Source organism: Colwellia sp. BRX8-9 (assembly GCF_014077245.1).
In the GTDB taxonomy this organism is placed as follows: domain Bacteria; phylum Pseudomonadota; class Gammaproteobacteria; order Enterobacterales; family Alteromonadaceae; genus Colwellia_A.
In genome coordinates, this window is the sequence record NZ_JACGVN010000025.1 from 1 (window position 1) to 16,654 (window position 16,654).

General features: G+C 34.5%; 11 protein-coding genes and 1 pseudogene. 10 read left to right on the forward strand and 2 right to left on the reverse strand.

Going from position 1 to position 16,654, the window contains the following annotated elements:
• From H4J70_RS17100 to H4J70_RS17110, 3 genes and pseudogenes are all read left to right on the forward strand, one after another.
• Positions 1 to 207 (forward strand): annotated as a pseudogene (locus H4J70_RS17100) (prohibitin family protein); the annotation flags it as partial.
• 379 nt (positions 208 to 586) lie between these two features.
• Positions 587 to 1,651, forward strand: coding sequence for a metal-dependent hydrolase (locus tag H4J70_RS17105; RefSeq protein ID WP_182251525.1), 1,065 nt, complete (start codon positions 587 to 589; stop codon positions 1,649 to 1,651).
• A 312-nt stretch (positions 1,652 to 1,963) separates the two neighbouring features.
• Positions 1,964 to 3,001: a hypothetical protein gene (locus H4J70_RS17110; protein ID WP_157471073.1), complete on the forward strand. Its 1,038-nt coding sequence runs from the start codon at positions 1,964 to 1,966 to the stop codon at positions 2,999 to 3,001.
• 38 nt (positions 3,002 to 3,039) lie between these two features.
• Here the strand turns inward: H4J70_RS17110 and H4J70_RS20935 are convergent, their stop codons facing one another.
• Positions 3,040 to 4,917 carry a response regulator gene (locus tag H4J70_RS20935; RefSeq protein ID WP_182251526.1) on the reverse strand — a complete coding sequence of 626 codons (1,878 nt, stop codon included), beginning with the start codon at positions 4,915 to 4,917 and terminating at the stop codon, positions 3,040 to 3,042.
• Between the two features lie 773 nt (positions 4,918 to 5,690).
• Here H4J70_RS20935 and H4J70_RS17120 point away from each other — a divergent pair.
• From H4J70_RS17120 to H4J70_RS17130, 3 genes are all read left to right on the forward strand, one after another.
• Positions 5,691 to 6,299: a PAS domain-containing protein gene (locus tag H4J70_RS17120; protein WP_070376905.1), complete on the forward strand. Its 609-nt coding sequence runs from the start codon at positions 5,691 to 5,693 to the stop codon at positions 6,297 to 6,299.
• A gap of 161 nt (positions 6,300 to 6,460) precedes the next feature.
• On the forward strand, positions 6,461 to 8,284 hold the full coding sequence (locus tag H4J70_RS17125; RefSeq protein ID WP_070376906.1) for a PAS domain-containing sensor histidine kinase: 1,824 nt from the start codon (positions 6,461 to 6,463) through the stop codon (positions 8,282 to 8,284).
• Positions 8,285 to 8,288: 4 nt separating this feature from the next.
• The gene (locus H4J70_RS17130; RefSeq protein WP_070376907.1) at positions 8,289 to 8,630 is read left to right on the forward strand and encodes a response regulator; all 342 of its coding nucleotides are present in this window, start codon (positions 8,289 to 8,291) and stop codon (positions 8,628 to 8,630) included.
• Positions 8,631 to 8,957: 327 nt separating this feature from the next.
• Here the strand turns inward: H4J70_RS17130 and H4J70_RS17135 are convergent, their stop codons facing one another.
• The gene (locus H4J70_RS17135; RefSeq protein WP_182251554.1) at positions 8,958 to 9,272 is read right to left on the reverse strand and encodes a hypothetical protein; all 315 of its coding nucleotides are present in this window, start codon (positions 9,270 to 9,272) and stop codon (positions 8,958 to 8,960) included.
• A gap of 280 nt (positions 9,273 to 9,552) precedes the next feature.
• On the opposite strand from H4J70_RS17135, the gene H4J70_RS17140 reads away from it, so the two are divergent.
• From H4J70_RS17140 to H4J70_RS17155, 4 genes are all read left to right on the forward strand, one after another.
• On the forward strand, positions 9,553 to 10,119 hold the full coding sequence (locus H4J70_RS17140; RefSeq protein WP_070376909.1) for a response regulator: 567 nt from the start codon (positions 9,553 to 9,555) through the stop codon (positions 10,117 to 10,119).
• The gene (locus H4J70_RS17145; protein WP_182251527.1) at positions 10,119 to 11,201 is read left to right on the forward strand and encodes an HD domain-containing phosphohydrolase; all 1,083 of its coding nucleotides are present in this window, start codon (positions 10,119 to 10,121) and stop codon (positions 11,199 to 11,201) included. Before H4J70_RS17140 ends, H4J70_RS17145 begins: the two co-directional genes overlap by 1 nt.
• Before the next feature lie 79 nt (positions 11,202 to 11,280).
• Positions 11,281 to 12,981: an ATP-binding protein gene (locus tag H4J70_RS17150; protein WP_182251528.1), complete on the forward strand. Its 1,701-nt coding sequence runs from the start codon at positions 11,281 to 11,283 to the stop codon at positions 12,979 to 12,981.
• Complete coding sequence (locus H4J70_RS17155) at positions 12,981 to 16,568, forward strand: CHASE domain-containing protein (protein ID WP_182251529.1); 3,588 nt, start codon at positions 12,981 to 12,983, stop codon at positions 16,566 to 16,568. The genes H4J70_RS17150 and H4J70_RS17155 overlap by 1 nt, the downstream gene beginning before the upstream one ends.
• The last annotated feature ends 86 nt before the right edge of the window (positions 16,569 to 16,654 follow it).

Consider the following 16,654-nt stretch of genomic DNA (forward strand, 5'->3'; position numbering starts at 1 on the left):
GGTATTAAGCTCGTTGCTATAGCAGAAGCTGAATCTATTCGAATTAAAGGCTTAGCTGAAGCTGAAGCGATTACGGCTAAAGCTAAAGCACTGGGTAACAACCCTTTAATTGTTAAGCTAACAGAGGCTCAAAACTGGGATGGCAAGCTTCCAGCGACAATTTTAGGCAGTAGTAATATGCCAATATTAGATATGAGAGCAAAATAAGCCTACTAGTATCATAATAGAAACCGCTTAATTGCGGTTTTTTTATCAGTATCGTCGAGAAATCTCGGTACTTTAGTGCCGAGTAGTTTACCTAAGACTAATGAAACTTTGATCGTCGAACAAGATGTTAATCATTACCTTAGTTATTCTATCTCTGTCATGAGTATATTATATGAGTTAAATGCCATAGAAAGCTTATGCCATGTCAACGCTCTATGAACAACAAGCCTCTTGTTAAAATTGTCAGTAAACCGAATGAATATAGTTTATTAGCCATTGAAACAGTATGAAAAACCAAAGAAAATTTGCTGTCTCAATTGATCTAGAATTGTAGATAAAGGCGTATTAAAATAATAATTGTTAAATCGGCAAGGTCATTATGGATTCATTAACACAAGCTGTCTTGGGTGGCGCAGTCGGCTATGCCGTATTAGGTAATAAAGTTGGTCCTAAAGCGGCTATTTATGGTGCCGTTTTAGGAACATTGCCTGACTTAGATGTATTCTTACCCTATGGCGGTGATGTCGAAGCTTTTACTTACCATCGAGGATTTAGCCACTCGTTATTAGTACATTTGCTCATTAGCCCTTTAATTGCCTGGTTAATAACCAAATGCCATCAAGCTACGGCCATTTATAAGAAACACTGGTTTTTGTTGGTATTTTTGTGTTTATCTACTCATGGGATTTTGGACAGCTTCACTGTTTACGGTACACAGTTGTTGTGGCCAATTACTGAATATCCCTTTGCAGTCTCTAATTTGTTTATCATTGACCCCATGTATACCTTACCGCTGTTGTTTGCGTTTATTGTTATTTTTCTGCCCAGAGTTAAACCGGCAAGTGCTGTAAAAATCAATACTTTTGCATTGACGATAAGTACACTTTATATCTGTTGGTCTTTGGCGGCAAAGCTTTATATAGACGATAAAGTCACAACAGCGCTGAACGAACGACAGATAAAAACACATCATTATTTGAGTACACCTGCGCCTTTTTCTACGCTACTTTGGCGGGTATTGGTTATGTCTGATGGTCAATATTATGAGGGCTATGTCTCTGTGTTTGACTCAGCATCGGAGGTAAGACTGGAAGCTTATCAATCGTCAGACTCTCTGCTTACTAATCTTAAAGATGAATGGAATGTACAACGACTACAATGGTTCACGAAAGGCTTTTATTCAGTAAAACAAGAAGAGCAGTATATTGTTTTATCTGATTTACGCATGGGTGTGGAATGTAGTTATGTGTTTAATTTTATTGTTGGCGAGCAAACGAATATGGGGATTGTTAAGAGTCATGCTGAGAAGGTAAGTGCGAGGCCTGATTTTAGTATGCTTGGTAGTGTTTGGCAGCGAATTTGGGATCCATCAGTTTCTTTGTCGCCTCTTAAAGAAAACGGTGTTTGTGCTAACAGTAAAAATTTATCTTCTAAGAAAGCTTAATCAGCTAAGTACTCTTCATGTGGATCGCTCGCTTCTTACTTATATCAGGAAATACCGCTATTAATACAGCTTCTATTCACTCTGATTTCTTTAAAAATATTGAGTTAGTCAAAAAATTAGGACTTTTCAAAAGAAAGTAATAGTTAGTAAACAGAGGTCTAGGTCAATGATTATTTTCAGAATAATTAAAATAAGTCATCTTTACTGATTAAGATCAGCTAATGATTCTTTAAGTGTGGAATGACAGTTGATAAACGTTTATGATCTTTTCAACATATAATGCCAGTGATATTATCCAATGGATGGAACAAATTGAAAGAGCAATCCCCCAAATATTATCTATTGATACTAATATTACTGTTAGGGTTAACCATTACTTCGGCTAGTCTTTTTAAATCTATCTATATAGATCAGCAAGAATTAATAAACGTTCAAGAGAATAGGTATGATTCCTATTTGTTAACAACGCTATTACGTCGCAGTTCAGATGACTTAACTCGTTTGGCTAGAATGTACGTAGTAACAGGCAACCCGCTATTTGAAAAACAGTTTCATGATGTCCTTGCTATTAGAAATGGTCAATCTCCATTACCTGTTAATTATGATAGAGTTTATTGGGATTTCATGGCCGTTAGCAACGACTTAACTCCTTTTGAATTAGGAAAACCTGTTTCACTGATAAGCTTAATGAAAAGCGCCAATTTTACAAAAAGTGAATTTTTATTGTTAGAAAAATCACAGGATAAATCGGATAAGCTTGTTTCAATTGAAGAAACTTCCTTTAATGCAATAAATGGCATATTTCAGGATGAGAATGGTGAATTTACTATTTCTGCTAAACCGAACAAACAAATGGCGATTGATTTATTGCATAGCGATGAATATCACATGGCTAAGATAAATATCATGAAGCCAATTAATCAATTCTATGAAGCTTTAGATCAACGTACCAAAAAAAAGGTCAGCGACACAGCTAATCGACTTAATTCCTCTTCAAATATTCAAATAATTATTTTTATTTTATCGGTTTGCGCAATTGCCTTATTGATTTTTATATTATGGCGAAATCATAAAAAAATGTTGCAAGTATTAAATCAAATAGTTATCGAAAGAACAGAAGAACTACAAACTTCAAACATTGAGCTTAAAAATTCTTTAGAACAAATAAAAACGTTAGAAGGAATCATTACTGTTTGCGCATATTGTCACAATATTCGAGACGATGAAATGGAATGGAATACAATGGAAAAATATTTTTCTGACCATTCAGATGCAAGGTTTAGTCATGGTATCTGTCCTAAATGCGTACCAATTATTCGTTTAGAATCTGGTCTTGGTGTAAAAAAATAACGTAACAAGTAAGTTATTTTATCACTACACTTTATGATTCAAAGGAGAAGGCCTTTCATTACCTCACGCAACTTATCGATGCTGTAAGGCTTACTAACAATACCTGCAACACGGTCACGCCCTAACTTCGTACTGATTTCAGTATCACCAAAACCACTCGAGACAACGATAGGGAGTTCTGGCTTAATCTTCTTCAGTTTTTCGAACAACTCATAACCATCCATCACTGGCATCCCCATGTCAGTAAAAACAAGGTTTATTTCTGTTGCGTTATTTTTGTACATTTTCAATGCTTCCTTGCCGTTCACTGCCTCCAGAATAGTGTAACCTAGTATTTCAAGAAATTCTTTTGCAAGAGGGCGTATATTCTCATCATCCTCTACTAAAAGTAATGTGCCGCTTCCCTTCCATGATACTGAATGTACAGAAGAGCTTTCTTTGTCGCTCTCATTGTGTTCATTTGATAGGGCAGGCAGGTATATTTTGAAGGTTGTGCCTTGTCCCAACTGGCTGAACAGTTGTAAAGCGCCAGCATGTGATTTTATGATCCCAAGAACTGCTGACATTCCAAGTCCACGTCCTGTAAATTTAGTTGTGTAGAATGGTTCAAATACTTTCTCTTTTGTTTCTTCATCCATACCACCGCCATTATCTGTTACTTCCAGACAAAGATATTCACCTGTGGGAATTAACTGGTCGTGGTAATCTTTAACAGTTTCCCCCTCTATAACTCTATACATAGAGAGCAGTACATCGACTTTACCTTGCTCTGTGCCGATAGCTTCTGATGCGTTTATTATCAGGTTCATGATTACCTGATAGAGTTGACTGATATCCCCTTTTACCATAGAAATTTCGCTTGAAACTTTGGTTTTGATAACTGCATTTGGGGAAATGACTTCTTTGAGCATGCAGATGGCTTCGTCTACCTGTACCACCATATCGACATTAGTTATAGTGAGTGGAGTATTACCTGCGTATACCATCATCTGGCGACAGAGTCCTGCTCCTCGTTCAGCAGCTGCTGCTATTTTAGGGATATTCCGAGTGGCAGTTTCTACGTTCATCTTTATCAGTTCGCAATTACCAATGATGATTCCAAGAATGTTATTGAAGTCGTGGGCTATACCTCCAGACAATACACCTAGGCTCTCCAATCTTTGAGAACGTTGAAGTTGGAGTTGATGTTCGAATAAAGCTTTCTTTTTACTTTCAAAAGCAAGTACTTCATTGGCGATGACTAGCTCAGCGGCACGTTTTTCTTTTTCATTATTTTGAAAGGCAAGTACTTCGTTGGCGATGACTAGCTCAGCGGCACGTTTCTCTTTCTCATTATTTTGAAAGACAAGTTCTTCGTTGGCGATGACTAGCTCAGCGGCACGTTTTTCTTTTTCATTATTTTGAAAGGCAAGTACTTCATTGGCGATGACTAGCTCAGCGGCACGTTTTTCTTTTTCATTATTTTGAAAGACAAGTTCTTCGTTGGCAATGACTAGCTCAGCGGCACGTTTTTCTTTTTCATTATTTTGAAAGACAAGTTCTTCGTTGGCAATGACTAGCTCAGCGGCACGTTTTTCTTTTTCATTATTTTGAAAGGCAAGTTCTTCATTGGCGATGACTAGCTCAGCGGCACGTTTCTCTTTTTCATTATTTTGAAAGGCAAGTTCTTCGTTGGCAATGACTAGCTCAGCGGCACGTTTTTCTTTTTCATTATTTTGAAAGGCAAGTTCTTCGTTGGCGATGACTAGCTCAGCGGCACGTTTTTCTTTTTCATTATTTTGAAAGACAAGCTCTGCATTGGCGATAACTAGCTCAGCGGCACGTTTTTCTTTCTCATTATTTTGAAAGGCAAGTTCTTCGTTGGCGATGACTAGCTCAGCGGCACGTTTCTCTTTCTCATCATTTTTTTGAGTCACTTTATATCAGTCACTTTATATTAGTCTCTTTAGTCACTTTATATTAGTCACTTTATATTAGCTATTTAAAGCTATTGTTTAGTTTTAAATAGCTAATATAAAGTGACGATATTAAACGTTCATAGTAATTCTTAATATCAATAAGAGAAAGGGCTAAGTCCTTGTGCTTTATTGTGACCACAATGAGAAGTCAAATCTTCACAGAAAATGAAATATAATATATTTGACATACAAATAAAGGGTTATTAACCAGTAAAAAAATACAGTTATGACCGTTTTGTTTCCATAACTCACATTGCATGCTAAGCGACTCATGGACAAAAGTCATCATCAAAAAAACTTGGGCTTTTATTTGTGGGGTGCGCCCATTATCGGGACGATGTAAGCTAGTGTGGTTATTTCGCCATATTTGCTCTAGATGAATATAGATAAAAAATTTCAGTGTAAATCCTTAAATGCTAAGATCAGCAAAGTGCATATCAATGTCATTAACCTAAGGATTTAACACATATGTTTATAATTGATTGGGTACTTATTTGTCTTATTTCTCTGGTCTTATCGAAAAAACTACGATCAGGTCGAATAACAGGTACAATTCTTTGACATTTTATATAACTCAAGTTCACCAAGTCTAATAATGAAGCTGACAACATTATCCTTTAGCTGATTTATCGCGTAGGTGAAATTGATTTTATATTCATAGAGCCTATTGTTTTAGGCTTTTGTATTTGTAACTATAATAAATTTTTTCTAAATTAGGAATTAACACTATTGTGATTAAGAGTCTGATATATATTGGTGATTATTTCCCATATTGCCTGACAATTGTAAATGTAAGCGATAAAACTAATCGTTCTTGTATTTATGCAAATAAAATATTTCAAGAGAACACGGGTTACACCGCTGGTGAAAGCATAGGTCGAAACCTTTCGTATTTACAAGGAGAGCTGACATCCCAAGATACAACCGAATTTATGAGAGGCTGTTTTAACCAAAATGTCGCTTGTGTCCAAGATATTATTAATTACAAAAAAGATGGTTCTCCCTTTCTTAATCGTCTTTTAATGCTTCCTATAAACGATCATTCCACTGGCGATTTATATTATATAGGCATCCAGAATGACGTGACAAAAAAAAAGGGACTTAACTATAATAACAAATCTTTAAGAATTGTTAATAACGGCGAAATTCGTCATGTTGTGAATAACCCTCTCCAGATTATTTTAGGGAATTTTGAAATTGCGTTAATGAAATCAACTTCATCAGCAGAAATTGATTTAGTCGCTAAGAGGCTTTCTTCAACATTTAATAGAATCAATGAGTTTGCATTAAATATTGAAAGTTTATCAGACTTTGCTGATTTCGATGCTAAGTTGTATTAGTTAAACTCTTGGCACAATAGACTGAAAAACGCCACCACGGTATTGAGCGATCGGCATCATGGTATTACACAATTAGTATTTAAAGTAATTTAGGCGAAAATAGCCTTGAAAAACACTAATAAATATTTTGATAAAAATCAACTTGAGAGCCCTCAATTAAAATGAATGATATTTATATTAAAAGTAGTTATGAAAAACTTTTTGATATGTCTTTAGATATGCTAAGTATTGCTAATACCGAGGGATACTTCGTAGAAGTAAACCCATCGTTTCATCGTGTTTTAGGTTATTCAACAGAGTATTTACTATCAATACCATTTTTAAACTTGGTTCATCCTGATGATGTAACAAAAACACTGGAACTATTTTCAAATTTAAAAATGGGACAAACGGTTTTTGAATTTGAAAATCGTTATAAACATATTGAAGGTCATTATATCGACTTTAGCTGGACTGCATCTGTTGATACGAATAAAGGTTTAATTTATGCCGTAGCTCGAGACATTACCGAACGAGTAAAGTTAAAAAGTCGCCTAAAACAAATAGAATCCGCATTGTATGAAAAAGCAATCATAGGTATTACCGATGCAAAGGGTATTATCGTAGATGTTAATGATAATTTTTGCGAGATTTCTGGCTATTCAAAAAGTGAACTTATTGGTAAAACGCATAAGATAATTAACTCAGGACATCATTCATCTGATTTCTTTGACAACATGTGGGCTACTATTGCTAAAGGAAAGGTTTGGTCTGGGACTATCAAAAATATAACGAAAAAGGGCACGTTTTATTATGTTTACAGTATTATTACCCCTGTTTTTGATAATGAAAACCGCATCACTAATTATTTGGCTATACGACATGATGTTACTGACTCAATCAATAATGCGCATGAATTATCGAAAACACTGAAAATACTGAGTGAAACAAGTGCAATAGCCAAGGTGGGAGGTTGGGAATTAAATGTTAAAAGTGGTGAATTAACATGGACAGATGAAACCTTTGCTATTCTCGAAGTAGATAATAAAAAAGATAAATGTCCTATTTTGCCTGAAGGTTTACAATTATTTGTACCTGAACATCAACCGATAATAGAAAATGCAGTTAATCGAGCGATTGAATACGGTGAACCATATAACTTAGAGCTTAAAGGTTTAACCGCTAAAGGTAATATTAAATGGGTGTCTACTAATGGCAAACCTAATTATGAAAATGGAGAAGTAGTTACAATATCAGGAACGATACAAGACATTCATCTAAGAAAAACTACTGAATTATTATACGATCAAGAAAGACAAAAAAGCATTCAATCTTCCAAATTAGCCTCTTTGGGGGAGTTAGCAGCAAGTGTCGCTCATGAGATAAATAATCCGTTGGGTATTATTTCTACTTACACTGAGGCGTTAATAAACCTTCCCTATCAGAAAGAAAAAACTGACAAAAAACTTAGCGTCATTCAAAAGTCAACTGAACGTATTAGCCACATAGTAAAAAGTTTGAAGAAATTTTCTAGTACAGATGATGTAAATACAAAAGTGGCACTAAAACTATCCACTATTGTCACCGAGGCTATTATTTTAATAGCACCGAAACTTAAAAGAGAAAATATAAATATCATTTACGAGCTAAACGATCGACACTTAATTTACGCTAATGAAATAGAAATAGAACAAGTGATCATAAATTTAATGTCTAACGCTATCTATGCCATTAAGGATCTTAAAGAAAAATGGATTGAAATAAATACACGGGATATTGATAATGCGGTAGAACTGTCTGTTAAAGATTCAGGCAAAGGACTGCCAAAAGATATACAAACTAAAATGTTTGAACCATTTTATACTTCTAAATCTTTAGGGGATGGAACAGGGCTAGGTTTATCAATAACGAAAGGTATTTTAGATGATCACAATGCATCAATTTGGCTAGACTTAAACTCACCCAATACTTGTTTTATTATTAAATTTTTAAAATTTGAAGAGTAGTACCATGAAAAAATTAGTTTACTTTCTTGATGATGAAATTTTCTTAGGTGAAATATTTCAAGAATATTTTGAAACAGAAAATATTGACATTGGGGTCTTTAATCACCCTAAAGAAGCAATTGAGGCGTGTATTTCAAATCCACCTGATATTATGCTTATAGATTATCGTTTACCTGAAATGACAGGATTAGAAGTTGCTCAATTCATTGACGATAAAATTATTAAGATTTTGATGACGGGGGATTTTGTAGTTCCGGTAAATGATTTATTTAAGCTTACGATTAATAAACCTTATAAATTAGAAGATTTAAAGTCAATTATTTTAGGTGAAGACATATATAATTAGGATATAACAATCACTAGGCATTTTTTTTTGGCGCGTTTGATATCTATCATCAGCGCCTTTATCTTTCAGGCTTTTTTCTATCTGTTAGATCCTTTGTATCATGCTCAACACTCTATCAGCCTTGCCTTTTTCCCTTTACCTTTACTTACGCTTCAATAAGATTTCTTGGCGATAAAGCGGTAATACATATTGGTATTTACTGGGGATAATTTTGCTTAACAAGGTCGATGTCGAAAACGCTATAGGAATTGGACTTAATGGTACTGGCGCTAATTGATGCTTTGTTGATGTACCTTGTTTTCCACACCCGCGGCAACTCTATTTCAATTACATATGCTGTATCACTTTTATTCGTGTTGGAATAAACTCAATATTTTTACTACGATCATCTCCCATGTGGTCTATTGCAGCTATAGCATACGCAGGTTTACCCTCAATATTATTAGCGATAACTTCACGAGGTAAATAGCTCGGTAATTTTTTACTGACGGGCTTTTTCTTCGCGATGATAGGGGCGAATTCAGATACTTCCTCAGTAACGTCAAGATCAGTTTCCACTTCAGTAAATAAATCCCCTTGTGCAGGATGTCCTTCACAGCTTACGCCAAAACTCTGCTGTTTAGCATGACGAAACTGCTCTATTAAATGCTATTTTTTACGGTGAGATTTTTAACGAGCGACTGGATGGAAAGCACCATTGCTTGTAGTGATTCGGGGCGGCTGGTCCAATTTCTTTTAAAGTAAATGAATATCAAAACAAACAAAGCAAACAAAGCAAACAAAACAGACAAAGCGAACAAAGTTGTACATTCATGGTTTGTGTGTATAATATCGCATAATATATACGTTACTATTGTTAATAACTTTTACTCTATTATCTTTTGCAAATTTAAGTAACGTTTACTTCAAGAAGAGAAAATTTTTGAAAAAACATCTGAGTTCGTCTGAAGTCGCAGAATTATTAATGGTGACACCTACAACGGTTAGACGTTGGTGTAATAGTGGGAAATTGAACTCCTTGCAATCACCGGGAGGGCATCGTCGTTTTTTAAATGCGGATATTGATACGTTTGCTTCAGAGCAAGGAATATCACTAGCAAGAAGTATAATTGCTAAACGAAAAATACTTATAGTAGATGATGATGTAGCTGTAGCTGAACTTCTTCAAGAAATTATTATTGATTCAAGCGATGCTGATGTTTGCACTGTGAATAGTGGCTTTGAAGCCGGTTTAAAAGTGAAAAGTTTTATGCCAGATACTATTATAACTGACATCATGATGCCAGGCATGGACGGAATAGACGTATGTAAAATGTTGAAAAAAGATCCTTCCACTCGAAATATACTGATTATTGGTATAACTGGTTTTTATAGCGAAGAAAATGTATATAAATTATTAGATGCTGGTGCCGAAACCTGTTTGAAAAAGCCGATAAATATCCCCGAGCTATTATCCACCTTGGGTTTACAGTTAAGAGAAGATAAATAATGAATATTGCTTTAGATAAAAAAATTATGATTGCTTCCAAAGAAATCCCAAAAATACTAATCGTTGATGATGAGGCGATGCATCGCAGGTTGGAAGTAGAAATACTCGGTGACGAGTACTGTGTATTTGAAGCAAAAAATGGCGAAGAAGCTATTGAGTTGGTACAAACGATCAACTTTGACGTTATTTTACTGGACAAAAAAATGCCAGGAATGAGGGGCGATCAAGTTTGCCATTATATTAGAGAAACTCTTGACCAAAAATTAGTCCCTATCATCATGGTTACTGCGAGTAGCTCTGCATTTGAATTACAAGAAAGTTTAAATTTAGGTGCGACAGACTTCATTAAAAAGCCTTACGATACTACTGAGTATATCGCTAGAGTTAAGTCCGCAATTGCGCATAAAAAGCTAACTGACAATTTAGATTCAGCTGAGTCAGTATTATTTGCTTTAGCTCGAATGGTAGAAGCACGAGATGAAGGCACCGCAAAGCATTGTAGCAGATTAACTTATTACGCAAAAATCTATGGTGAACACTTAGGTCTTAGTGCTATTCAAAAAGCAGCACTTGATAAGGCCTGTGTATTACATGACATAGGTAAATTAGGCATTCCCGATAGGATCTTACTTAAAAAAGGACCATTAACGGAAGATGAATGGAAAATCATGCATCAACATACCGTAATAGGTGCAAAGCTTTGCTCTGAAATCAATTCGTTAAGTGATGTACTCCCTATCATTTTACATCATCATGAAAAGTGGGATGGCTCTGGCTATCCAGAGTCGCTTGTAGGGGAAGATATTCCTCTGTTGGCCAGAATCTTTCAATTACTTGATATTTTCGACGCGCTTAACTCCGAGCGACCTTATAAGAAAAAATTCAGCAAAGATAAAATTTACCAAATTATTAGTGAGGAAAAATCAAAAGGGTGGCGGTGTCCTATTTTGACCGATAATTTCTTAGAATTTCTAAAAAATAATGACTATTTATTTGAAGCTGATTTATCTGCTTTGAAAGAAGGTACGGGTGAAAAATTATTTAATAAAATAGCAGAAACGGTTTATCTAATCTGGGATTGATTGTCTACTACAGTGCTAACAGACGTAATGGTGATGAGCCATCAAACTTATAAAGACTTTTACTTACAGTAATATTTCTATGACAAATATAATCCAAGAATACGATTTACCTGAAGTGATTAATAAGCACCTTATCATAGCAATAACGTGTAAAAGAGGCCTTATTAAGTATGTTAACGATGCATTCGTTAAATTATCTCAATACTCACAAAATGAATTGCTCGGTAAAACACATAAAGTCATTAATTCTGGACTACATACCGATGCTTTTTTTAAAAACATCTGGAATGAAATTTCATCTGGCCAAACTTGGCAAGGTGAAATATGTAATCGTAAAAAAAATGGACAGTTATATTGGGTACAAACAACTATTGTTCCGCGAATAGATGACAAGGGTGAAATTAAAGAGTTTATTTCACTCAGAACAGACATCACCCCGAGTATTGAGCTTCGAGAGAAAATAAAACAGCAATCCTATATTGAAAGAATGCTAAAGAATATATTAGAAATAATCATTACCGATAATAGCAGCAAGAACATTTTCAATGAGGTTAAAGACATTTTTAATACACTTTGGCCAAATGCGGGATTTAATATTTACACGAAACACAAAGAAACGGAAAGCTTTGATACCGTTGCTAGTCATAAACTTTCAATCACATTAAATCAGTTGCTTGCTAAAATATCACTTCCTGATAATGGCTCATCCATCGAAGAATTATTAGAAAAAACACCCTGTTACTATTTTGAAAATATAGACTTTAACCCGTATGAGTGTGATGAAGTGAACATTATTAACGAAAATAATGTTCACTCTTTTATTATTATTCCCATTAAAAATAATAAAAAGGTGTTGGGAGTATTAAGTATTTACAATTTTAATATGCTAACTGAAATTGATGTTGAAGTTGAGATCAAATTATTATTACAAATTGCCAATTTATTCTCAGTTAAATTAGCACAGGAAATAGCAGCTAATACCCGTTTAAGAGTGCAAAAACAATTAATACAATCTGAAAAACTAAACACGATCAAAAATATGGTAAGAAGTATTGCTCATGAATTTAATAATTCATTGACGAGTATTTTGGGTTATGCAGATTTAATTTGTGTCAGGCATCAACACGAGATTCCAAAAAAGGCAGCTACCTATTTGAACAGAATCACTCAAGCTGGAGAATCGGCTAAGCATTTAGTATTGAAACTAATCGAATACAGTGAGAATAAAAAGAGCGAAGAACGCATAATTAATGTCATTCCATTTATTGAAGAACTCATAACACTTCAACAGAAAGATGAAGATGCTATTACTTTTTCCTTTGTTATTAAATGTATTGAGGTGAATGTGAGAGTTGACCCCGTTCAGTTATATCAAGCCGTCAGCTTAATTGTATTAAATGCTGTTGATGCAATTAAAACAGAAGATAACACAAGTATTAAAAAAATTACTTTTGGTGTTGAAAAAATTGAGCTTATTAAGTCAGAATGTATCTCTTGCTCTCAACGTTTTGAAGGGGAATGGGTGAAAATTTCAATCATTGATTCCGCACAGCCCATCCCTGAGTCAATCGTAAATAAAATAGTAGACCCTTTCTACACAACTAAATCGTTAAGTGAAGGCTCAGGAATGGGGCTTGCTATTGTAAATAAAACCATTCATGAAGCGGGTGGACACATCCAAATTATTTCAGGAAATGATGATAGCGCAGAAAAATCAATTGATCTTTTTTTACCATCAGTGCCTCATAACTTACACGTTACTGATAAGGATATCATTTAATGATGAATTCTAATCATTTAAAAACTAATTGTTTTTCACAAAGTTCCCACGAAAAAACAAACTTAACCTTAATCTGTGGTCTAGTTGTTTTTGTAATCTATTTCATTTTGTCTAAATTATTTATTGTTTTTTCAATCCATTTAGGGGTCTCTAGTCCTATTTGGCCTGGAGCGGGCTTTGCTGTTGTTGCCTACTTAATCTTTGGCATAAGGGCGCTACTACCTATAGCTCTGGCGATTATATTCTTGACGATTCTGGGACAAGGAACACTTCAGTGGCAATACTTTCCAGTCAGTCTATTTTTTGCTTTGGGGGCATCACTACAAGCCGTTGTTTGTGGCTTTATAATAAAAGTTAAAAAAATCAACTTAAACAGTCTTGCTGATATGAGAGCAATAGGATTGTTTTTTATTTTATCATTTTTAACCGCGCTAATTTCTACAACTGTTTCAAATATTGGCCTCTATTTAGTTGGCGGTTATGACTTTACACCAACGTATTATACTTTTTTTACATGGTGGCTGGGTGACTGTGTTGGTATTTTTATTTTTGCACCTCTGCTTTTTTGGTTAACTAGAAAAAATAAAAGTGAACTTGACAAAAAACAAATCAGGGTAACTTTTATCTCGTTAATCACTTTTATTTCATTGGTTTTTATTGCTTTTTATAGTGAACAAAATAAAAATAAAGTTACATTAAAAGAAACATACCAACGAGATGTTGAAAATATTATCGAGACAATCGAGCATGACTTAACGCAAGTAGCGTCGCTATCAAAAATGCTCTCAAGTTATATTGCTAACCAGGAAGCGATGTCTAACGATGAATTTTTACAGTATACCGATATAGCGATAAAATCTAATGAAAACCTGCTGGCATTATCATGGAATCCATTGGTTTTAGATGAAAATCGCAAAGTATTTGAGCGTAAACTAGGCAGAGTACATAACGGAAAAGATTTTATCTTAGAAAAGAATAATGATGTGATGAAAATAGCAGACAAAAGAAATTTTTATGTTCCTATTCTGCTAATACATCCGATTAAAGGTAATGAAAAAGCGATTGGCTTTGACTTGTATTCAAGCAAATATCGAAAAGAGGCACTAAACAAAGCGCTTCAACTTAATAGTGCCGTAGCAACTCAAACTATTAAACTCGTTCAAAACGCTAAAATTAACAATGCCATACTCTTATTCGAACCCTTAACAAAAAAGCAAAGTGCTCCGTTAAATAACCCGAAGAGATATGAAACAATAGCAGGATTTGTTTCTAGCATTATTGATATTGAACATCTCATCGTCAATGCCATAGATAAATCAAACATTAATTTTCAGCACATTAACATTACAATTACAGACAAGTTGTCGAAAGCTGAAATTTATTCGAATGCTGAAAATATCACTACGCATATTTCTAAACTGAATTTAACTATATTATCGCTTCAACATAATATTTCATTTGCTAACAGTCATTGGATAGTTAATGCGCAAGCTTCAAATGAATATATCTTGGCAGTTGGAAAAGATAGTGAATGGTTTATATTATTCTTTGGCATAATTATTACCACAATGTTTTACGCTATGGTGCTGTTCTGGTCAGGACGTCAAAAAGTCATTGAGGATATAGTAAAACAGCAAACCAATGAAATAAAGCTAAGTAAAAAGCATTTGACGTTAACACTCAATAGTATTGCTGATGCTGTAATTGCTACTAATATGAATGGTATAATTGTTAACTTAAATCCGGCAGCCGATAAACTACTGGGAACGGATTTTAGTGTGCAAAACGCGGTTCATATTGACCGCTTATTCGCTCTTTTATCAGGAGAACGAGCGCATATTTTCGATGATGCCTCGGTAAAAATAAAGAATGAATTTTGTGTTATCGATAGTGAAGATTTTGTCACGTTAAATAAACCTGATGGCACCAGTCACCAAGTTTTAGCTATAGCCTCGCCAATAACCGATGATGAAAATTTATTTCAAGGAATCGTATTTATCCTTAAAGATATATCCGAAACTCTTGAACTTAAAAATAAAAACGAACATATTTTAGTTGAGTCAGCCGCTCGGCATAAAGCGTTAATATTATCTTCAAATACAGGAGCCTGGGAGTTTTTTAGGGATATTAATTATGTAGATTGCAGCCCAGAATATTTTTCCATGTTAGGTCGAGATATCAAGGATTATCAATCAAAAAGTCACGATAACCTCACTCAAGTATGGAGTGATTTAATACACACCGAAGATAGAGAACAAGCAACTAACCTATTCGCTGATTACCTAAAAAATCCGCAAGGTATCTATGAAAGCAACTTCAGAATGAAGCATAAAGATGGTAGTTGGGTATGGATACTTTCTCGAGCGCAAATACTAAAAGATGCCCATGGTGGTCTTACTCAAAGAATCATTGGTACACACATCAACATTACTAGCCAAATAGAAACGCAACAAAAACTCAAACATAGTCAAAAAATGGATGCTTTGGGTAAATTAACAGGTGGCGTAGCTCATGATTACAACAATATGCTTGCCGTAATTCAGGGCTATTCAGACTTGTTAATCACAAAGTTAGAACCCAATAGTAAGGAACTCAAGTACGCAAACCAAATACTTGTGGCAAGTAAGCGCGGCGCACATTTAACTGAAAAATTACTCGATTTCTCCAAAATACAACAAGACGATAGAGAAATATTCTCACTGAATGAGTTAGTGCTTGAACAAAGAGATATGTTACATAAGGCTTTGACTGCACGTATTAAAATCAGTTTCAACCTTTTAAATATAAATCCACTTGTCTCAGCGAATAAAAATGATTTGATCGATGTACTGTTTAACCTATGTATTAACTCAATGCACGCAATTGAAAACAGTGGTTCAATCGAACTCTCTACAGGTCTTAAAACTTTCTCTAGTGAGGAGGCTAATTTACTCAATATCACCGCGGGTAAATATGTAACCTTAGCAATAGAAGATGACGGCTGTGGAATGGATGACTTAACATCATCTAAAATATTTGACCCCTTTTTCACTACAAAAGGAGAAAATGGAACCGGACTTGGCCTTAGTCAGGTCTACGGTTTTACGAAAAGTAACCAAGGCGGAGTTACTGTATCTTCTGAATTAGGTAAAGGCACAAAAATAACCCTTTTTCTTCCGAGTAAGAAAACGAAAAATGAGAATGTTCATCAGCTAAATAATGACAACAAATCAGATAAAGCTGAAATTGGCAATATATTAATCGTTGATGATGAAATAGAGCTTTTAGATTTAGCATTCGAATTTTTAAGTAGCAAAGGTTATAACGTAAAAACCGCGAAAAGTGCAGAAGAAGCACTGATAATCCTTAAAAACGAAAACATTGATTTAGTCGTTACTGATATCATCATGCCAAAAGTAGATGGGTATCAGCTAGCGAGCTTAATTACAGAAAACGCTATAGACACCAAAATAGCTTTCGTTAGTGGTTATAACGACGAAAGTGTTAGACAAAATAGCGACTTATATTCTCAAATAGATTTATTAAAAAAACCCTATAGCGGCATGGAATTAATTACCTTTGTTCACAAATCATTAAACAAGGAATAATTTGATGGCCTAATCATTATCTTCTAGAGATTTAGATACACATACTAAGAACCCATAAGCTTAAATATTTAACATTAAAAATAACG